This is a genomic window from Candidatus Poriferisodalis sp., from assembly GCF_965198245.1.
In the GTDB taxonomy this organism is placed as follows: Bacteria; Actinomycetota; Acidimicrobiia; order Acidimicrobiales; family Poriferisodalaceae; genus Poriferisodalis.
In genome coordinates, this window is sequence record NZ_OZ240249.1 from 2,813,973 (window position 1) to 2,832,891 (window position 18,919).

The 18,919-nt window shown below is 68.3% G+C and carries 19 protein-coding genes; 10 read left to right on the forward strand and 9 right to left on the reverse strand.

Going from position 1 to position 18,919, the window contains the following annotated elements; all coding sequences use genetic code 11:
- Window positions 1-80 precede the first annotated feature (80 nt).
- Window positions 81-1,265, forward strand: a complete 1,185-nt coding sequence (locus ACOCMM_RS12655) for a M20 family metallopeptidase (RefSeq protein ID WP_419553498.1) — start codon at window positions 81-83, stop codon at window positions 1,263-1,265.
- A gap of 45 nt (window positions 1,266-1,310) precedes the next feature.
- Here the strand turns inward: ACOCMM_RS12655 and ACOCMM_RS12660 are convergent, their stop codons facing one another.
- Window positions 1,311-1,766: a nitroreductase family deazaflavin-dependent oxidoreductase gene (locus tag ACOCMM_RS12660; protein WP_419553499.1), complete on the reverse strand. Its 456-nt coding sequence runs from the start codon at window positions 1,764-1,766 to the stop codon at window positions 1,311-1,313.
- A 118-nt stretch (window positions 1,767-1,884) separates the two neighbouring features.
- On the opposite strand from ACOCMM_RS12660, the gene ACOCMM_RS12665 reads away from it, so the two are divergent.
- The 8 genes from ACOCMM_RS12665 to ACOCMM_RS12700 all read left to right on the forward strand — a co-directional run bounded on the left by ACOCMM_RS12665 (window position 1,885) and on the right by ACOCMM_RS12700 (window position 11,274).
- Window positions 1,885-2,343, forward strand: a complete 459-nt coding sequence (locus tag ACOCMM_RS12665) for a hypothetical protein (RefSeq protein ID WP_419553500.1) — start codon at window positions 1,885-1,887, stop codon at window positions 2,341-2,343.
- A 15-nt stretch (window positions 2,344-2,358) separates the two neighbouring features.
- Entirely contained in the window at window positions 2,359-3,552 is a 1,194-nt protein-coding gene (locus ACOCMM_RS12670) for an FIST signal transduction protein (protein ID WP_419553501.1), read from the forward strand.
- Window positions 3,553-3,585: 33 nt separating this feature from the next.
- Window positions 3,586-5,535, forward strand: coding sequence for a transketolase (gene tkt, locus ACOCMM_RS12675; protein WP_419553502.1), 1,950 nt, complete (start codon window positions 3,586-3,588; stop codon window positions 5,533-5,535).
- Window positions 5,536-5,569: 34 nt separating this feature from the next.
- Entirely contained in the window at window positions 5,570-6,703 is a 1,134-nt protein-coding gene (tal, locus tag ACOCMM_RS12680; RefSeq protein ID WP_419553503.1) for a transaldolase, read from the forward strand.
- Between the two features lie 80 nt (window positions 6,704-6,783).
- Entirely contained in the window at window positions 6,784-7,308 is a 525-nt protein-coding gene (locus tag ACOCMM_RS12685) for a winged helix-turn-helix transcriptional regulator (RefSeq protein ID WP_419553504.1), read from the forward strand.
- A 5-nt stretch (window positions 7,309-7,313) separates the two neighbouring features.
- Window positions 7,314-9,812: a 5-amino-6-(D-ribitylamino)uracil--L-tyrosine 4-hydroxyphenyl transferase CofH gene (cofH, locus tag ACOCMM_RS12690; protein ID WP_419554879.1), complete on the forward strand. Its 2,499-nt coding sequence runs from the start codon at window positions 7,314-7,316 to the stop codon at window positions 9,810-9,812.
- 113 nt (window positions 9,813-9,925) lie between these two features.
- On the forward strand, window positions 9,926-10,645 hold the full coding sequence (locus tag ACOCMM_RS12695; RefSeq protein WP_419553505.1) for a redoxin domain-containing protein: 720 nt from the start codon (window positions 9,926-9,928) through the stop codon (window positions 10,643-10,645).
- A 17-nt stretch (window positions 10,646-10,662) separates the two neighbouring features.
- Window positions 10,663-11,274 carry a hypothetical protein gene (locus ACOCMM_RS12700; protein WP_419553506.1) on the forward strand — a complete coding sequence of 204 codons (612 nt, stop codon included), beginning with the start codon at window positions 10,663-10,665 and terminating at the stop codon, window positions 11,272-11,274.
- Window positions 11,275-11,297: 23 nt separating this feature from the next.
- On the opposite strand, the gene ACOCMM_RS12705 is transcribed toward ACOCMM_RS12700, so the two are convergent.
- Genes ACOCMM_RS12705 through ACOCMM_RS12720 form a run of 4 tightly spaced genes read right to left on the reverse strand, consistent with a single transcriptional unit; the run spans window position 11,298 to window position 15,227 of the window.
- Window positions 11,298-11,519 (reverse strand): hypothetical protein, encoded by a 222-nt coding sequence (locus ACOCMM_RS12705; protein ID WP_419553507.1) that lies wholly within the window; start codon window positions 11,517-11,519, stop codon window positions 11,298-11,300.
- Entirely contained in the window at window positions 11,516-12,793 is a 1,278-nt protein-coding gene (locus tag ACOCMM_RS12710) for a (Fe-S)-binding protein (protein ID WP_419553508.1), read from the reverse strand. Before ACOCMM_RS12710 ends, ACOCMM_RS12705 begins: the two co-directional genes overlap by 4 nt.
- Window positions 12,790-13,782 carry an FAD-binding protein gene (locus tag ACOCMM_RS12715; protein WP_419553509.1) on the reverse strand — a complete coding sequence of 331 codons (993 nt, stop codon included), beginning with the start codon at window positions 13,780-13,782 and terminating at the stop codon, window positions 12,790-12,792. The genes ACOCMM_RS12710 and ACOCMM_RS12715 overlap by 4 nt, the downstream gene beginning before the upstream one ends.
- Window positions 13,779-15,227: an FAD-binding oxidoreductase gene (locus ACOCMM_RS12720; protein ID WP_419553510.1), complete on the reverse strand. Its 1,449-nt coding sequence runs from the start codon at window positions 15,225-15,227 to the stop codon at window positions 13,779-13,781. Before ACOCMM_RS12720 ends, ACOCMM_RS12715 begins: the two co-directional genes overlap by 4 nt.
- A 138-nt stretch (window positions 15,228-15,365) precedes the next feature.
- Here ACOCMM_RS12720 and ACOCMM_RS12725 point away from each other — a divergent pair, with 138 nt between their 5' ends.
- Window positions 15,366-16,142, forward strand: coding sequence for a hypothetical protein (locus ACOCMM_RS12725; RefSeq protein ID WP_419553511.1), 777 nt, complete (start codon window positions 15,366-15,368; stop codon window positions 16,140-16,142).
- Between the two features lie 67 nt (window positions 16,143-16,209).
- On the opposite strand, the gene ACOCMM_RS12730 is transcribed toward ACOCMM_RS12725, so the two are convergent.
- From ACOCMM_RS12730 to ACOCMM_RS12745, 4 genes are all read right to left on the reverse strand, one after another.
- Window positions 16,210-16,467: a hypothetical protein gene (locus tag ACOCMM_RS12730; RefSeq protein WP_419553512.1), complete on the reverse strand. Its 258-nt coding sequence runs from the start codon at window positions 16,465-16,467 to the stop codon at window positions 16,210-16,212.
- 155 nt (window positions 16,468-16,622) lie between these two features.
- The gene (locus ACOCMM_RS12735; protein ID WP_419553513.1) at window positions 16,623-17,792 is read right to left on the reverse strand and encodes a ribonuclease D; all 1,170 of its coding nucleotides are present in this window, start codon (window positions 17,790-17,792) and stop codon (window positions 16,623-16,625) included.
- Window positions 17,789-18,379 carry a molybdenum cofactor guanylyltransferase gene (mobA, locus tag ACOCMM_RS12740; protein WP_419553514.1) on the reverse strand — a complete coding sequence of 197 codons (591 nt, stop codon included), beginning with the start codon at window positions 18,377-18,379 and terminating at the stop codon, window positions 17,789-17,791. Before mobA ends, ACOCMM_RS12735 begins: the two co-directional genes overlap by 4 nt.
- The gene (locus ACOCMM_RS12745; RefSeq protein ID WP_419553515.1) at window positions 18,364-18,828 is read right to left on the reverse strand and encodes a DUF3151 family protein; all 465 of its coding nucleotides are present in this window, start codon (window positions 18,826-18,828) and stop codon (window positions 18,364-18,366) included. The genes mobA and ACOCMM_RS12745 overlap by 16 nt, the downstream gene beginning before the upstream one ends.
- Between the last annotated feature and the right edge of the window lie 91 nt (window positions 18,829-18,919).

Sequence of the window (18,919 nt, forward strand, 5' to 3'; positions counted from 1 at the left end):
GCAATAAACCTCCACGGGAAGGCCGGGTTCGCTGCGCCGCGATTGCGCTGCGCGTACGCTCCGCCACGAAGGGGTGACTCATGAACGACGGCACGGCGACAGGCACCACTGGCGGCACAGCAACGGGCCAGTCGATGGCGGAGCTGCTGAGCGAGATGGTGCGCATCCCTAGCGTCAACCCGATGCATCACGGTCCGCGCTCGGGCACCGTCGCAGAAGCCGACATGGCCAACTGGGTGGCGCAACGAGCCGAGGCCCTCGGCGCAGAGGTCGAGCTGGACGAGATCGAGCCGGGACGGCCCAACGTGTACGCCCGCTTCACCGGCCGCACCGAGCGGATGCTCGCCGTCGACGTGCACCTCGACACTGTCGGCGTCGAGCACTCCGAAGGCGACCCCTTCGACGGCCGCATCACCGAGGGACGCGTCTGGGGCCGAGGCGCCGTCGATACCAAGGCGACCATGGCCGTCGTGCTCGCCGTGATGGGCGAGATGACCGCCGCCGGAGTGCAGCCGATGTCCACCGTCGAGCTGGTCGGCACCATCTCCGAGGAAGGCGGCGGTCTGGCCGGCGCGTCCGCCTACCGCGACCGGCTGCTCGAACGCGGTGAACGCCGCGAGCAGATCGTGGTCGCCGAGCCGACAATGTGCGCACCGGTGTACGGCCACAAGGGCGGTCTCGGCCTCGAAGTCGAGGTGGAGGGCCGTGCAGCGCACTCGTCCAAGCCCCACCTCGGCATCAACGCACTCTCGGCTGGCGCACGCATCGTGGCCGCGATCGATGCTGAACAGGAACGGCTGGCGAACCAGCGCGAGGTCGGCGCACTGGGTGCCGGCACCGCGTCGGTCAACGAGATGAGCGGGGGTCGGGCACGCAACATCGTGCCCGACCACTGTGAGCTGTACGTCGGGCGGCGGATCGCCGACAGGGAGGACTACGAGGAGGAATCCACCCGTCTCACGGAGCTGATACGTGCCGCAGCGCTACCGGCCCGTGTCAAAGTGCACTTGGCGAACGGGTTCGGCAGCAACGCGTTCTTCCAGGCCCCAGGGAGCGACCTGGTGACGGCGCTCGCCGAGATGTCAGGACATGGGCCGGCTGTCGCGGACTTCGGCACGAATGCACTGCGATACGGCGAGGTGGCCGATCAGATCGTGGTGTTCGGTCCAGGCTCCATCGACCAGGCTCACCAGGCCGTCGAGTGGGTCGAGATCGCCGAGCTCGAACGCGCTGCCGCCGTCTACCGCCAGCTGCTGAAGCGCTAGAGCGCCAGCACCCCCAGATCTGGCCGGCCCCGGCGGACAGGCGGGTCAATCGCGCGCTGCGGTGATGAAGACGGGAATCTCGCGATCGGTCTTGGCCTGGTACTCGGCGTAGGGCGCGAAGGCGGCCACACACCGCTCCCACCAGGCATCTCGCTCGGCGCCAGAGATGAGCCGGACCGTCGTCTCGAACGGCTCAGGACCATCCTGGATGAGCACCGCGGGTTCGGCCATCAGGTTGTGGTACCAACCCGGATGCGCCCGTGCGCCGCCCTTGGAACCGACGATCGCGTACTCGCCTTCGTGCTCGACTCGCATCAGCGGAACCTTGCGTACCAAGCCGGTTTTGTGCCCGACGGTCGTCATCACGATGATCGGCAAGCCTGTGTCGCGCAACGTGTTCGCCTCGGTGCCCGCCGATGACTCGTACGCCGCTGCCTGGTCCGCCACCCAGTCCCACGTGCTCGGTGCATAGGTGCCGTCGAATCTTGCGCTGTGTGCCATGGGGCGCAATCTACGGCGGCGCATCGAGCGCAGCCCGCGTCAGGCCTTCACGAGATTGTGCCAGTGCGCGCATTGTGCGTTCGCGTCCCGGCCGTGCGGCACGCCTACGATCCTGAACGTGCAGATCATGTCCGCGCTGTTCATCGAGCACTTCGACATGCGCCAGGCGGCGGGCGGTGCCGCACGCATCGATCTCGCCGGCGTTCACTTCTCGATGGCCGCCCCGAGCCCGTTCCCGGTCACCATCACCCCGCACATGCTCGTGCTCGTGCGCTGCCCCGCTGCCCACGCCGGGCTGGCGGCGCTCGAAGTGCGGTTCCTGCGCGGCGGCGAGCAGATAGCGCGCAACGTGCAACCGCTCAGCGTCGAGCCCGGCAAGTTCGGCTACAACCTCGTCCAGGCCGATCTCACCTTCGACGAGCCATCCACCATCGAGGCCCATTGCCGCATTGACCAAGGCGAAGTGGTCGTGGTGCCCTTGACGATGAACCCGCCGGCAGACGATGCCTCGGCCTCCAGCGAGGCACCGCCCGCCGCAGGCGGCTGGACCGGCACGCCTGCAGAGCAAAGCGGCTAGGCGGCCCGGACAGCAATGCCGTTCACTGTCGGGCTGTCGCAGCACTCCGATCCCGGCGTGGCGACCGGTGAGATCGTCGGCCGCGTACTCGAATCGCTCGGTGTGCAGCCCGATGTAGCGCTGCTGTTCACCTCGGGTGAACACATGGCGAACACCGACGAGATTGCTGCGGCGGTCGGAGAGCTGCTCAGCCCTGGTGCGTTCATCGGCACCACCGCCTGCTCGGTGGCCGCAGGTGAGCGCGAGATCGAGGAAGAGACCGCCGCGGTGCTGTGGGTCGGCAGCCTGGGTTCGGGCGAGGGACCACGAGCTCGTGCGGTCTGGCTGAGCGGGGTGCCCGATCCGACCGCCGACGATGAGGCGCTCGCAGCCGCACTGGACTCGGTGCACGCCACCGGCGATCCCTCAATGATCGTCCTGGCCGACCCGTACTCGTACCCCGTCGATGCGGCGCTCGCTCACTGGGCGCAGCGCTGGCCGCACGTGAGCGTGCTCGGCGGATTGTCCTCGGGGGCACCCATGCCGGGCGGCAACCGCATCGTTGCCGATGGCGGTGTTCACCGCTCTGGCGCCGCAGCGCTGATCGTGGGCGGCAGCGCCACAGTCACACACCTGGTCTCTCAGGGCTGCCGGCCCATCGGTCAGCCGTACATCATCACCGAGGCCGAAGGAAACGTCGTCCGGTCGCTCGGCGGCCTGCCCCCCTTCGAGCGACTCCAGCAGATGTTCTCGAAGCTTGACCCGACCGACCAGCGGCTGGTGCAGCGGGGCCTGCATGTCGGTCGAGTCACCGACGAGCGCAAGGTCGAGTTCGGCTCCGGCGACTTCTTGATCCGCGGCGTGCTCGGAGCGGACCGCGAAAGCGGCGCCATCGCCATCGGCGACGAGGCGCCGATCGGAGCGACCGTGCAGTTCCACGTTCGCGACGCACGCACTGCCGACGAAGACCTGCGCGCAGCGCTCGAGCATTCGCCACAGACGCAGAGCGCACTGCTGTTCACCTGCAACGGGCGCGGCACCCATCTGTTCGAGACTCCGCATCATGACGCGTCTGTCCTCGCCGAGCACACGTCCGCCGAAGTTGCCGGCATGTTCTGCGCAGGCGAGATCGGCCCCGTCGGCGCACGCTCGTACGTGCATGGATTCACGGCCTCGATGGCGCTGTTTGCCGACAGCGACGATACGTCAAGCCATCGGGCAACCACATGAACAGGGTGAGCATCAGATCGTGAGCGCATCGTCATGAATGCAGCATTGGAAGCCCGGCAGATCAACACCATCCGAGCGCTGGCGATGGACGCTGTGATGCGTGCCCGCAGCGGTCACACGGGCACGGCCATGGCGCTGGCGCCGCTGGCCCATGTGCTGTTCAGCCGCATCCTGCGCTACGACGCCTCCGAACCCGACTGGCCCGACCGCGACCGGTTCATCCTGTCGGCGGGCCACGCCTCGATGCTCGTCTACGCCATGGCTCACCTGGTGGGCTACGGCGTCACGCTGGAGGACATCCGCGACTTCCGACAACTGGGCTCGATCACGCCCGGGCACCCCGAGCGTGGACTCACTCCCGGTGTGGAGGTCACCACTGGGCCATTGGGTCAGGGATTCGCCAATGCCGTCGGGATGGCGCTGGCCGAGCGCGGCCTCCGCTCCCGGCTGGGTGCAGACCTGGTGGACCACCGCACCTTCGTCATCGTCAGCGACGGCGACCTGATGGAGGGCATCAGCCATGAGGCGGCATCGCTGGCGGGTCACCAACAGCTCGGACGCCTCGTAGCGGTGTACGACGACAATCACATCACCATCGACGGCAGCACCGATCTGGCTCTCAGCGACGCCGCCGCCCGCCGCTTCGAGGCGTACGGCTGGCACGTGAACGACCTCAAAGAGGCGGCCGAGGATGTGGACGGGCTCGAGCGGGCGCTGCGCGAGGCAATGCTGGTCAGCGACCGGCCATCGATGGTCATCGTCCGAAGCCACATCGGCTACCCGATGCCCACCGCATCGGACACGTCGGCTGCGCATGGCGCTATTACCGACGCCGACGAGATTGCCGCCGCCAAGCAGGCCATGGATATGGATCCCGAAGCCGCTTTCGTAGTGGACGACGACGTGACGCAGGCCTACCTGGCCGCCGGTGCGCGGGGCGCCGCTGAGCGTCTCGAATGGGAAGCCCGGCTCGCGGCGAGCGGGCACGACCGCGACTGGCTCGACGCGCTGTGGTCGGCCGGGGCCCTGGGCGGCCGCCTGTCCGAGCTTCCGACCTTCGAGGCCGGCACGCAGATGGCGACCCGGGTCGCTGCCAACCGTGTCTTCGACGCGTCCATGGACACTGTGCCCTCCCTCATCAGCGGCGGGGCCGATCTGACCGGCAACACCGGCACCGACGTGACCGCCGAGGTGCTGTCGGCTGCGAATCCAGGCGGACGCAAGCTCTATTTCGGCGTCCGCGAGCACGCCATGGGCGCAGTCGCCAACGGCATGGCACTGCACGGAGGCGTGTTGCCGGTCGTCGGCACCTTCCTGGTCTTCAGCGACTACATGCGGCCGGCTGTGCGGCTGGCGGCACTGAGCGGCGCCAAGACGGTCTTCGTCTGGACACACGATTCGATCGGTCTGGGCGAGGACGGACCCACCCACCAGCCCATCGAGCACCTCGCGTCCCTACGTGCCATTCCGGGTCTGTGCGTGATCAGGCCCGCCGACGCCAACGAGACCTCCCAGGCATGGCAGATCGCAGTTGAGCGAGACGGCCCGACTGCGCTGGTGCTGACCCGCCAGAACGTCGGGGTGCTCGACGGCACCGAGCGCGCTTCGCAGGTCGCCCGAGGCGCCTATGTCCTCATCGACACCCCGGCCCCTGCGGTCATCCTGGCCGGCACCGGCAGCGAGGTGCAGTGCTGCACCGAGGCTGCGGCGCTGCTCGCCGCGGATGGCATCGCCAGCTCGGTGGTGTCGATGCCCAGCTGGGATCTCTTCGAGGCTCAAGACACCCAGTACCGCGCGTCAGTGTTCTCTCACGGCGTCCCGGTGTTGGGTGTCGAGGCCGGGTCTCCCATGGGCTGGGACCGCTACGCCGATGCCACCGTGTCAATGAATCGCTTCGGTGCCAGCGCGCCGGGCAGCGACTTGATGGCCCACTTCGGCTTCACGGCACCGTCCATCGCCGACGCGGCCCGCAAGCTGCTGTAGACACAACAGAAGGAATGTTCACAGAAGGATCCCCATGACCGAAGGCGGCAACGGCAGTACTACCGACGGGCGGCTCTCGGGGCTGTACTCCGAATGCGGGCAAAGCCCCTGGCTCGACAATCTCCGCCGCGGATGGATCACCGGCGGCGAGCTCGAAGCCTGGGTGGAACGGGGCATCCGCGGCCTGACGTCGAATCCGTCGATCTTCCAGAAGGCCATCGAGTCATCGGACGACTACGACGAGCAGTTCGGTGACCTCGTGTGCGGAGGGACCTCGGTGGACGATGCCTACTGGCAGCTGGTGACCAGCGACATTCGCGGCGCGCTGCGGGCACTTGAACCGGTGCATGCGGCCTCGGGCGGCACGGATGGCTTCGTGTCGGTCGAGGTGAATCCATCGCTCGCGCACGACACGGAGGCCACCACCAAGGCCGCTCGGGAACTGCACCAAGGCATCGCTTGGCCGAACCTGATGGTGAAGATCCCCGGAACCGTGGAGGGCCTCCCCTCTATCCGCCAGATGATCGCCGAGGGCTACAGCATCAACGTGACGCTGATCTTCTCCGTGGCCCGGTACGAGCAGGTGGCCGAGGCGTACGTGGCTGGCCTCGAAGACCGTGTCGCTGCCGGCCTCACCGACCTCTCGGGAGTGGCCAGCGTGGCCTCGTTCTTCGTGAGCCGGACCGACACCGAGGTCGATCGTCTCCTCGATGCGGTCGGGACTACCAGCGCGCTCGGGCTGCGCGGCCGCACTGCAGTCGCACAGGCGCAGGCCGCGTACGGTCGCTTCGGCGAAATCTTCAGTGGACCACGTTGGGAACGGCTCGCGGCGCTCGGAGCACAAGTCCAGCGTCCGCTGTGGGCCTCGACGAGCACGAAGAATCCGGCGTATCCCGACACGCTGTATGTCGACGAGCTCATCGGCCCGAACACGGTCAACACCATGCCCGATGCCACGTTGGATGCCTTCTGCGATCACGGGAAGCTCCGTCGCACTATCGACGCCGACCAATCCGCAGCCCGCTACGTGCTCGAGGCCGTGACATCGAATGGCGTCGACCTCGACGGCGTCGCCGACACGCTTGAGGCACAAGGCGTCGCGGCGTTCACCAAGAGCTTCGACGAACTGCTGGTGTCGCTCGTGGCCAAAGCAGACTCGCTCGCCTGACGGCTCGCCGGGCAGACTCGCTCGCCTGATACAAGCCAGTCAGTTGCAAACCGAAACTGACTGCCGTAGTGTGCGCGGCCGTGACAGCGCTCCCGTCGGGCCAACCCGCCTGCTCCATCCAGGCAACCCTTGACATCGTGGGCGATCGATGGACGCTGCTCATCCTTCGTGACCTGTTCCGCGGCGTGCGCCGCTTCAGCGCCATGCAGCATGACCTGGGCATCGCCCGCAACATGCTGGCGGACCGGCTGAGCCGCCTCACCGATGCCGGCGTTGTCGCCAAGGTGCCCTACCAGCACCGTCCGGTTCGCTACGACTACGTCCTGACGCCCAAAGGGCTCGACCTGTCGAACAGCCTGCTCGCTCTCATGGCATGGGGTGACCGGTGGTGTCAGGACGGGGACGCCCCCACGGTGCTCGTGCATGCCGACTGCGGCACCGCACTCGAAATCGCCACCCGGTGCCCTGCGTGCGACGAGCCGGTCAACCCGACGCGCATTCGCAGCCGTGCCCATCTCGGTGACGAATCTCACGGCGAGCAGCACTCCGATGCACCGCGCGCCCGAGCCATCGAACTCCAGCCCACGAACGGAGGGTCCCTGTGACCATCATCGATCCATCGCACGGTGTCGACGACGCAGCGACCAATGGGGTCGTTGCGCCGCCGCAGCCGACGGCGGCATCGCTGGCACTGGCAGAACTGCCGCTCGCTGAGCTGGCGGAGCGCGCTGGCGAGGTGCGTGACCGTACGTTCGGCACACGGGTCACCTACAGCCCGAAGGTGTTCATCCCGCTGACGATGCTGTGCCGCGACAAGTGCGGCTACTGCACGTTCGCCCAGCCCCCAGCGCGGCTCGACTCGCCGTACCTCACACCGGAACAGGTGCTGGAAATAGCCGCCAGCGGCGCCCGGGCAGGCTGCCACGAGGCGCTGTTCACCCTCGGCGAACGTCCCGAGCTGCGCTACCCCGCAGCGGCGGACTGGCTGGCCTCCCACGGCTGGGACTCCACCGTCCACTACCTGGTCGAGATGTGCCGGCTCGTCCGTGACGAGACCGGTCTGCTCCCCCATGCCAATCCCGGGGCGATGACGGCGAACGAGCTGGCGGCGCTGCGCGAGGTCGCGCCCAGCCAGGGGATGATGCTGGAGTCGCTGAACCCGCACCTCGACTGCCACCGGGGCTCGCCCGACAAGGAGCCTGCCCGGCGCTTGGCCACACTCGAAGCAGCCGGCGAACTGGCCATCCCCTACACCACCGGGATTCTCGTCGGCATCGGCGAATCGCTGGCCGACCGGCTGGCGGCACTCGAGGCCATCGCTGCGAGCCACGCCCGCTGGGGCCACATCCAGGAAGTGATCGTCCAGAACTTCCTGCCCAAGGCGGGAACCTCCATGCACAACATGCCCGCGTGCCCGCCCGACGAGTACGCGCAGGCCATCGCTTTGGCACGGCTGATCCTGCCTGCTGACGTTCACCTGCAGGCCCCGCCGAACCTGTCCGACGACTTCGGGGGCCTGCTGGAGGTCGGCATCGACGACTGGGGCGGCGTCTCGCCGATCACCGCCGACCACGTAAACCCCGAGCGGCCCTGGCCAGCGCTTGACCGCCTGGGGGAGGTCACCGAGGCTCGGCGTTTCACGCTCGCTCCCCGGCTCACGATCTATCCGGAGTTCGCACTGCAACCCGGGCGCTGGCTGTCCGACGGCAACCGATTCGGAGTCATGGACCGTTCCGACGCAGAGGGCCTTGGCCGCGACGATCCAGGCAGCCAGATGCCCGAGCGGACGATGGAGAACCTTAACGCCGGTTCCGGTGCCGATGTGCTGGCGGCCGACGAGAACTCCACCCAGTGGTACTCCGGCGGCGCCAGCCACCTGCCCACGACCATCATGGACGGCCCGTCGTATGCCCGCGGTGCCGTGCGCGAGGTGCTCGACGGTGTGATGGCCGGCCAGCAGGTCGGTCACGAAGAGATCGTCACGCTGTTCGGGGCACGCGGCCCCGAGGTTGTCGCCGTCGGCGAGGTCGCTGACGAGTTGCGCCGCGAGGCCGTGGGCGACATCGTCACCTGGGTGCACAACCGCAACATCAACTACACGAACGTCTGCACGTTCAAGTGCAAGTTCTGCGGCTTCTCCAAGGGCCCCCTCTCGCTGAATCTGCGGGGCACGCCCTACATGCTGACGCTGGCCGACATCCAGGAGCGCGTGATCGAGGCGGCCGAGCTGGGCGCCACCGAGGTGACCCTGCAGGGCGGCATTCACCCGAGCTTCGACGGCGACTACTACATCGACGTCTGCCGAGCCATTCACGATGTCGTGCCCGACATGCACCTGCACGGCTTCACCGCCCTCGAGGTCATCGAAGGGGCCAAGCGGCTCGGCGAGTCGCTCGTGGACTACCTCATGCGGCTGAAAGAAGCGGGGCTGAAGTCATTGCCGGGCACCGCGGCCGAGATCCTCGACGATTCGGTGCGAGCAGTGCTGTGCCCCGACAAGATCAACACCGCCGAGTGGCTCGAGTGCCACGAGGCGGCGCACGCAGTGGGCCTGCACTCGAACATCACCATCATGTTCGGGTCAATCGAGCAGCCCGAGCACTGGGCGAACCACATCGTGGCCACACGCGAGCTGCAAAAGCGCACCGGCGGCTTCACCGAGTGGGTCCCGCTGCCCTTCGTGCACATGGCCAGCCCCATCTACCTGCGCAAGGGTGCCCGCCGCGGCCCGACGTTCCGGGAGACCTTGCTGATGCACGCCGTGCCACGCATCGCCTACCGGGGACTCATCGACAACATCCAGGTGTCGTGGGTGAAGATCGGTCCACCTGGGGCCCAGCAGATCTTGCGGGCGGGTGCCAATGACATGGGCGGGACGCTGATGGACGAGAACATCTCGCGAGCCGCGGGAGCCCAACACGGCCAAGGCCTCACCGAGCAGGACTTCCGCAACATTGCAGAGCCTCTCGGACGCCGCACCCGCCAGCGCCTCACCGGCTACGAGAACGCCGACGGCGCACCCGTGGTGCACAGCCGCGTGCTCCGGCCCACCGACAACGCCACCGACCGCAAACTCATCCCGCTCGAATCGCTCGGCAGTCGCGTCTAGCGACTGCGTAGTCAGCGCAGCAGTCGCGTCTAGCGACTGCGCGAGGTTGTGGATGAGATCGTCTCCAACCCGCTGACGCCGCTGCCGGGGCGAGGCGTACGCTGCGCCTTGGTATGAAGTCCTCAATTGGGCGCTACCTCGCGCTCGGCATCCTGCTCGCCGGAGTCGCGCTGATCGTCTGGGCCGCGATCGGCGACCCCGACACCACACCCGAGCTAACCGAGACCGCCAGCACCCCAACCGTCCCACCCGCGACCACCGCAGGGGACGCGCAGGTCGCTGCACCGCCGACCAGCACGGGCGGCGATGCGCCAGAGGTGCCCGCAAGCACGGCGATCCCCACGACAACGGTGCTCCCTGAGCCGATCCCGGTGCTGGGCACCGCCTTCACCCTCAGCAAGTTGGATGGCTGGCTCAACACCGACGCCACCTCGCTGGAGGAGATCCGCGAGCAGAATTCCATCACGGTGGTGCAGTTCTGGACGTTTGGTTGCCGGAACTGCAAGAAGACGCTGGACGCGCTGGGACAGCTCCATGCCGACTTCCGGGATCGTGGCGTCGAAGTCGTGGGGGTTCACTCCCCCGAGTTCGCCTATGAGGCCAACGTCGACAACATCATCGAGGCTGCCGCCGAGCTCGGTGTGGTCTGGCCGATCGCGCTCGACACTCGCAAGTACAACTTTCACGTTTGGCAGGAAGGGCCCACTGCTTACTGGCCGCGCGTCTACGTGATCGACAGCGACAACCAGATCCGTTTCGACCGCCGGGGCGACGGCGCACACACCTACCGCGAGCTGTACGAGACGGTCGAGCGGCTCCTCGCCGAGACCTGATCGGCGGGCCGACCGCCGTGGGCACGCTTATCGAGACCCTCACCGAGGGCATCGGGGTGATCACTTGGGCGTGCACGCTGACCGTTCTCGCGCCAGGGGTGGCCCTGGTGCTGGTCGCCCGGCAAGCCCGGCTCACGGTGGCGCTGTACTACGTGGTGGGCGCCGCGCTGCTGGCATGGGCCCCGGCGGCTGGCCACTGGTCCGTCTCGGCGCGTGGCGCTGCTGTCGTGATCGCGGGGCTGCTCGCCGCAGGCACCTACGTAGCGGCGTGGCGGGCGCAGAGTCACTCCTCGCCGTACGCGACCGGCGCAGGCATCGTCGGCGGGGCGCTGGCTGGCTGGCTGTGGCGTCCCTGCGTCGGGGCACGTCTCGGAGACATCCTCAACAACGCCGCCACCTCGGGCGCACGCACCTTCGGGTTGATGCTGGTGTACATGGTCGGGGCGCTGCTGCCGGTGCTGCTCATCGCGATCGCACCGTACGGCGTGCCCGCGATCGGCAGAGCGCTGGATCGGCGACCGGTCGCCATTGCGGGCGCCATTGTCGGCGCTGCCTACGCCGTGACCCTGGCCATCGGCCGCTATGACGACCTCATCGGCGAGCTGTATCGCATCTCGGGCGGAATCTGAACGCAGGGCTCCGCGAGCGGCTGCTATTCGTCGAAGGAATCCGATGCGCCCGTGGATTCACGCAGAATCGATGCTGCCTTGATCGTGGCCCGGCGGGCGCGGGTGACGCTGCGCTCGAGCCGGGAACGCGCCTCGGAGGTGTCGGCATCTGCAAGGGCACCCTGCAGTAGCTCGATGGACAGCTCGGCGAGCCGTTCAGCGGTGTCGTCGAGGCGATCTGCGAGCTCCGTGATCTCGTCGTTCATGCCCGCGTACCCGTGTTCACAGCGAGGTGCTCGGCCACGATCTCGAGCGGGTGGCGAACAACGAGGCCCGCAGCACGCAGGTGCAGGGTGCATCCCGGATTGGCGCTGGCAACCTCGGCTGCCCCAGTGCGCCCGATGGCAGCCACCTTGCGCTGACGGACAGCAGCGGCAATGTCAGGGTGCTGCTGTGAGTACGCCCCGCCAGCGCCGCAGCACAGGCCGTCGTCGTCGAGCTCGGCAATCTCCACGTAGCGGCCGAGCACGGTGCGCACCGGCAGGTGCGCCTGCTGCACATGCCGCAGGTGACAGGGGTCCTGCACTGCGACACGCGTTGTGCCGCGCGCATCCTGCGGCCTCTCCGAACCGGCTGGCAGCTCGTCGATGCGCGAGGCCAGCCACTCGTGAACGTCGAAGACACGCGCAGCGAAGTGTCGGGCTTCGGGGGTGCCCAGCAGGTGCCCGTACTCCTTCATGGCAGCTCCGCAGCCCGCCGAGTCGACCAGGATCGGGGCCTCTCCGGGCATCGCCGCCATCACCCGCCGCGCGAGGCGGCGAGCCTCGGTGCGCAGTCCTGCATGGGTGTGCAGCGCCCCGCAGCACGCGGCTCCGGCCGGCGGCAGCGCAACTCCAGCACCAGTTGCCTCGATGACTGCCTGGGCAGCCCGGTGCGTGTCACGCATCCATGCGTCCATGACGCAGCCGGTGAGCAGCCAGACGTCATCGCCGCTCGCTCGGAGCGGTCGCTGGTGCAACGGCACTGTCGGCAGCGCGTTAACTGCTGTCGCGAGCGATCGAAGCGCCCCGATCCGGCCGAGCCCACGCGCCGCAGCACGGCTGCGGCCGAGCAGTTTCACCAGCCGCAGCAGGCCGAGCCGCTGAGCGAGCGCCAGCAGTCGGGAACCCGCCGTGAGCAGGCGTGGCATGCCCAGTACCCGGTAGGCAGCCCGTCGCAGCCGTGGCTGGTAGCGAGTCTGGGACGCGAGCGCTTCGCGGGTGACCTCCATCATGTGGCCGTAGTGCACGCCTGCGGGGCAGGCCGTCTCGCAGCCGCGGCACTGGATACAGGCGTCCATGAACTCCACGAAGGCAGCGTCGGCTTCGCCCCGCTCGACGACATCACGCATCAGGGCAATGCGTCCACGCGGCGATGCCGACTCCTCCCCCGTCACCCGGTAGGTCGGGCAGTGCGGCAGGCACATGCCGCAGGCAACGCACGAGGCAAGCGTGTCGCTGTCGATATCGAGCTGCAGCGCAAATCTGTTCACTGGGCTCACCAGGCACTCCGGCCGGGATTGAGCCGGCCCGCAGGGTCCAGCTTCCGCTTCAGCTCAGTCATCAGCGCTGCGTTGGTCGGCACTACCGTTCCTGCAGCAACCGACTCGGGTCGGTGCACCAGCCCCACGCCGACCTCGGCGATCCACCCTCCCGGAGTGCCGGCGAGCGCACGCAGTTCCGACGGTTTCATCGACTCGCGCCCCGTTCCGGGAATCGACGGCCCCCCATCTGCGGGGCCGAAGCCCAGCGGCTCGACCTTGGCGGTCTCGGCGGCGATGTCGCTCGGGTCGCCCTCCAGCAAGATCCAGGTACGCGTGCTGTCCCACAGGACACTGCTGGGCCGGTACAGCAGGTCGAACGCCGCGAACGGATCGCCGGCGCCCACCAGCCATTGCGCCGCGGGCGGTACCGGCAAGGTGCGCAGGATCACCTCGGCCAAGCAGCCAAGCGTTCCCAGCGATCCCACCAACAGGCGGGGCAGGTCGTAGCCGGAGACGTTCTTCACCGTGGGCCCGCCGGCGGTGACGACCTTGCCGGCGGCATCGACGTGGCGTGTCTGCAGCACCAGATCCCGGACGTGCCCGTAGCGCAGCCGCCGGTGGCCGCTGAACCCGCAGGCCAGCACGCCGCCGACGGTTGCTGCATCGTCGGCGGGGTCGAGCGGGACCATCTGGCCGCGGTGTGCGAGGTGCGCAGCCAGCTCGCCAACGGGTGTGCCGGCACCGCAGCGCACCGTCATTTCAGACGGCTCGTGCTCCCAGACGCCCGCTGGCGCCCGCACCTCACGCGTGCCGGCTGCCGATTCACCGCCGACTCGGGTATGCGTGCGGGCACCCACCACCGTGACCGGATCGCTGTCGCCGACCTCGCGGGCGAATGCTGTGACTTCGGGCGCGATGTTCGCCGCGAGGCTGGCACCAACCTCAGCCGGGCGGGTGCTCGATCCTGTTGTCGGCGACGCACCGGCGATGGAGCTCTGCGCGCTCACACCCAGGCACCTTCTGGCACGTGCTGGCGGAACGAATCGCTGCAGCGCGAGCCTGTCGGTATCACCTTCAGCGGATTGGCGAAGCCGTCGGGGTCGAACGTCTCACGCACCAGGTCCTGGGTGTACATGTCGTGGGCGCTGAACAGCATCCCCATGTAGTCCCGCTTCTCCAGACCAATACCATGCTCGCCGCTGAGCACCCCGCCCGCGGCTATGGATGCCGCGATGATGTCCCGCCCTGCGGCCTTCACACGCTCGGCGACGCCGGGCTGGCGCCGGTCGAAGGCCAGGATCGGGTGCAGGTTCCCGTCGCCGGCATGGAATACGTTGACCGCAATCAGGTCGTACGCGTCGGCGATCCGGTACACCTGCTCGAGCACCTCGGTGAGCCGGGAGCGGGGTACCACGGTGTCGTGCAGGTAGTAGTCGGGCTTGATCCGCGCAACGGCGCCGAAGGCGTTCTTGCGACCCTTCCACAGCAACGCCCGCTCCGTGTCGTCGGCCGCAACACGCACATGGCCGGCGTGGTGCCGCTGGGCCACCTCGCGAATGATCTCCACGCCCGCCTCGACACCGCCCGGCAAACCGTCCAGCTCGACCAGCAGGACAGCCGCGGCCTCGGTCGGGTACCCGGCGTGAGCGAATGCCTCGACGATCTCGATGGCTCGCTGGTCCATCATCTCCAGCGCGGAGGGCACGAGCCCTGCGGCGATGATCGCACTGACAGCTGCCGAGCCCTCGCTGACGTCCTCGAAGTCGAGGAGCAGCGTGCGCACCGACGGCGCGTTCGGCGTGAGTCGCACCGCCGCCCTGGTTGCGATGCCCATGGTGCCCTCCGAGCCCACGAAGAGCCCGCGCAGGTCGAGTCCGGTCGGCTCCGCGTCCACCCCGCCGAAGGTGGTGGTCTCGCCCGAGGGCAGCACCACCTCGAGGGCGGCGATGTGGGCCGTCGTCACCCCGTACGCCAGGCAGTGCGGCCCGCCCGAGTTGTTGGCGATGTTCCCGCCGATCGAGCAGACCTGCTGACTGGACGGATCAGGAGCGAAATGGAATCCCAGCGGCGCCAGGGCGCGGGACAGATCGAGGTTCAACACCCCCGGCTCTACCCAGGCGACACGGTTGTCGGTGTCGACCTCGACGATGCGATCCATCTTGGTGGTGGCGATCACCACCGGGCTGCCCACGGGCACCGCTCCCCCGGCCAGACCGGTTCCCGAGCCGCGAGCCAGAAAGGCCCGCTCGTGATGCCGGCAGATGCGCACGATCTCTGCGACCTCTGCGGCGCTGTCCGGCAGGCAGACGATGGCTGGGGGGCTGCCTTCGATCGAGCCGTCGCGCCGGTACAGGCCGCGCTCGAAGTCGTTGTCGCGTGCCCGGTCGCCGAGCACACCGCGCAGGTCGGCCAGCAGGGCCGCGTCCGCCGCCTCATCGTCCGCTGGAGCCACGGCGTGACCGTACCCGAAAGGCAGAGCGGGCCGAGTGGGCATATCGGCCCGCCCTTGCTTCCCGCTCTTGTTCGCTGCGCTCACGGGCCGCTCGGGCCAAGGCCTCGCTCCCCGCTCGGCCTCATAGGCTCGCCGCCGATGGCTTCCGAAATCGCCAACGCCGATATCGGACCGGGCCCGAACAGCGGGAGCCCCAGCGGCGACGCGCGAGAGTGGCTCTCGCTGGAGGATCCGCACGAGCACCGCACGTGGCTGTTCGACGTGACCTTCCTCGCCAGCACCTGGACGTGCATCTACGGCGCTGGCTGCCCGGGCATCGACCCCGAACCGGCCCCAGAGCTCGCCCTGGGCTGCTGCACCCATGGCGCGTATGTGACCAGTGATGATGACCTCGCGCACGTCCGCTCGATGATCGCCGAGCTGGACGCCGAGATCTGGCAGCTTCACTGCGATCCCGGCGAAGCTCTCTGGCAGGACGGCGAGGGCTGGTGGCGTACCCGCGTGGTGGACGGGGCGTGCGTGTTCGCCAACCGGGCCGGCTATCCCGCCGGCACCGGCTGCGCATTCCACCTGCTGGCGCAGCGGACCGGTCGGCGGCCGATGGACACCAAGCCCGAGATCTGTTGGCAGGCCCCGCTCCGCCGCGAGGACCACGAGACCGTCACCGGCCACGTCTACACGATGGTGCGGGAATGGGAGCTACGGGACTGGGGCGGGCCCGACACCGACGTGTCGTGGTGGTGCACATCGCAAGCACAGGCCCATGTCGGCAGCCGGCCTGTGTACCAAGTCCTACGCGACGAGCTGACGGCCATCTGCGGGGACGTCATCTACTCCGAGCTGTGCTCCGATCTAGACGAGCGCGTCGATTCCGCCCAGCTGCTTCCCCATCCGGCCGTTCGTCAACGCAGCTGAACCAGTCCGCGATGCGTGCCGCCCCGAAGGCACCGCTGGCGACGAGATACGGCAGCGGCGCTGTATTTCAGGCGTTCTCGCGCTGCGGAGCTTCTTCGTCGTCGCTGGAATCGAAGTCGGCGTACTTGGCTTCGAGGTCCGAATAGTCGTCGTACTTGTCGGCGAGATGGCCGTACTGGTCATCGGGAGCCGAATCCTCATCATCGAACTCCACGCCGAAACGGTCCGAGTTATCGAAGTCGTAGTCCTCGACGGTGAAACGCTCCGCTGTGGCCCGCTGGAATTTGCGAGCCTCCTCATAGCGGCGATGTCGACCCTTCTTCACCGGCTGGCTCCTCGTGCTCGACTGCGAGGCCTCGCTTGCCTGCTTCGACTGCTTCGGCATGTGCCTACATCCGCGCCGGATGAGGCACCTGTGTTCTACGAAGTGCCCTGTCACCCTACCGTCCAAGGCACCTCACTGCGTGGCATACCCAGTGCTCAGGCACCTCCGCCCCGCCGAGGTTCGAGCTGCAGACCCGCCGACGGATCGAAGGCCAACGCGGCCTCTCCAGCCAGCAATGACCGGATCCCATCGCCCACCGCTTCGGTCCGCCAGCCAGTCCCGAGGCGGGACGCTGGGTCGCCCGCGAGCAACGCAGCGATATCGGAGCGAGTGGCCAGCAAACTGCGGTCGATGCCACGAGAGCGTGCAACCTCGTCCACCCAGGCGGCAACCAAGGGAACCGCTGGCTGCAGTGCAGCATCCACGTTTGGTCCCCCGCCCAGCGCACTGGCGGGGATGTCGCCCGGTGCTATGTCCAGACCGCGCTTCACCTCGGCGATGATCCGATCACCGGCCGCCCCACGGAGCTGGTTGCCGTCCACGCCGCGCAGTCCTTGCAGCTCACGAACGCTCGCAGGTGACCGTTGCGCAATGGACAGCAGTGCCATGTCCGACAAAACGAAGCGCACCGGAAGGTCGCGATCGCTGGCGGTTCGCTCCCGCCACGCAGCCAGCCGGTACGCCACCGCACGCTGAGAGCCGCGGAGCTGGCGTGCGCCCTTGATGCGGGTCCACGCCTGTTCGGGGTCCGGGGGCCGAGCGGGCGGGCGGCGCCACATCTCGCACTCGTCAAGCGCCCACTGCCACCGACCTCGCTCCGTCAGGCGGGAGTGAAGCTCGTCATGAAGCCGTGCTAGGTAAGCCACGTCGTCGGCCGCGTAGCGTCGCTGCGCCGTTCGCAGCGGTCGTTGGAACCAGTCGGCCAGGCGGTCGCCCTTGGTCAATCGCACTCCGAGGAGGCGTTCAGTCAGCGCAGCCAGCGACGGGGTGCTCATGCCCAGGAATCCTGCGGCAACCTGGGTATCGAAGAGCCTCGCCGGAATGGCACCGCACTCTTGGGACAGCACCTCGATGTCCTGTGCGCAGGAGTGCATCACGATCACCGCATCGGAAGCCAGCACGGAACCCAAGGCCGCAATATCGATCGCTGTGGGATCGACAAGGGCGACCTGGTCATCAAATGCGACCTGTACCAGAGCAAGCTGGGGCCGGTAGCTGCGCTCGCGATGAAACTCGGTGTCCACGCCGATGCGCTCAGTCGCCAGAAGGTCGGCAATCAGCGCCTCGAACGCAGCCTGGGAGTCCACCCATACGTGACTGCTCATGATGCTTGGGACCCGGTCGCCGATCGAGCGGCCAGGATCGCCTCGGCGGTGGCGAGATCTGCAAGTGTGTTCACGTTCAACACGTCGGCCGCTGCGACCGGCACGGTTGGCACGCTCGTGCTGTCGAGGACGGCCTTGGGTCCGCGGGCACCGGCCCTCAGGCCCGCCCGCAGTGCCGGAAGCGACTCGCGGGCGTAGTGGCCGATCAGCGGCTCGAGCCGGTCGCTCCGCGCCAGAACAACCGGCGCGCCCGTCTGGAGAGCGAGCTCGACAAGAGCGACCAGCAGGTCGGGCGGCACCGTCGGCACGTCGGTCGGGCACACAAGAACATCGCCGTGGCGTTCGAGCGAATCGACGAGACCCCCAAGCGGGCCCGCTCCCGGCATGCTGTCGGCTTCGGCCACCAGCGGCGGCGGCGGATTGCCGCCCTGTGCAACGACTGGGTGCGCGCCGGCAGCTCGCAGTGCCTGCGCAACCCACAGGGCGAGCGGTCGGCCCGCCACCTCAAGAGTGGACTTGTCGCTGCCCATGCGCGTAGAGGCTCCGCCGCACAGCACAACGCCGGCAGGGCTCACGCCTGCGGCCACTCACCTATGGGCGGCTCACCACCGGGGTCAAGCTGGACCAGGAACCCGGCACATCTGTCGGCCTCATCTCGTTCGCCGATGGCAGCGGCGGAGCGACCCAGGCCCAGCAACGACCACAGGAAGCCACGATTGGCGGGCTCCGCCCAGCGCACATAGCCACTGCCCCGCCACCCAGCTGCCCGCAGCGCGTCCAAGCCGCGGTGATACCCCACCCGGCAATAGGCATACGCCTCGACATGGCGGCCCTCGCTCGCAGCGCAACGGCCCAGCTCCGCCCAGGCCTCCAGCAGCCGCGGCCAGCGGGCCGCAACCGTTGCGAGGGCGGCACCCCGCTCGGCCAATGGCTGTCCCATGGCTGCTTCCCACGCCGCCGCAGCCGCCGGCGGAGCTGGGTCCAGAACCGTCTCGGGCAGACCGCCGGGGCGCAGGTCGATGGGGGTGGCAGCCATGGCGCGATCCTCGCGAGCGTCAACGAACTCAGTTGGACTCTACTGAGCGCCCTGAGACTGGTCCGGGACTGCGTCGGGACTGAGTCAAGAT

Coding starts and splice junctions, on each gene's coding strand:
- ACOCMM_RS12655 (WP_419553498.1), top strand. CDS start 81: ATGAACGACGGCACGGCGACAGGCACCACTGGCGGCACAGCAACGGGC.
- ACOCMM_RS12660 (WP_419553499.1), bottom strand. CDS start 1,766: ATGGCACACAGCGCAAGATTCGACGGCACCTATGCACCGAGCACGTGG.
- ACOCMM_RS12670 (WP_419553501.1), top strand. CDS start 2,359: ATGCCGTTCACTGTCGGGCTGTCGCAGCACTCCGATCCCGGCGTGGCG.
- tkt (WP_419553502.1), top strand. CDS start 3,586: ATGAATGCAGCATTGGAAGCCCGGCAGATCAACACCATCCGAGCGCTG.
- tal (WP_419553503.1), top strand. CDS start 5,570: ATGACCGAAGGCGGCAACGGCAGTACTACCGACGGGCGGCTCTCGGGG.
- ACOCMM_RS12695 (WP_419553505.1), top strand. CDS start 9,926: ATGAAGTCCTCAATTGGGCGCTACCTCGCGCTCGGCATCCTGCTCGCC.
- ACOCMM_RS12705 (WP_419553507.1), bottom strand. CDS start 11,519: ATGAACGACGAGATCACGGAGCTCGCAGATCGCCTCGACGACACCGCT.
- ACOCMM_RS12725 (WP_419553511.1), top strand. CDS start 15,366: ATGGCTTCCGAAATCGCCAACGCCGATATCGGACCGGGCCCGAACAGC.
- ACOCMM_RS12735 (WP_419553513.1), bottom strand. CDS start 17,792: ATGAGCAGTCACGTATGGGTGGACTCCCAGGCTGCGTTCGAGGCGCTG.
- ACOCMM_RS12745 (WP_419553515.1), bottom strand. CDS start 18,828: ATGGCTGCCACCCCCATCGACCTGCGCCCCGGCGGTCTGCCCGAGACG.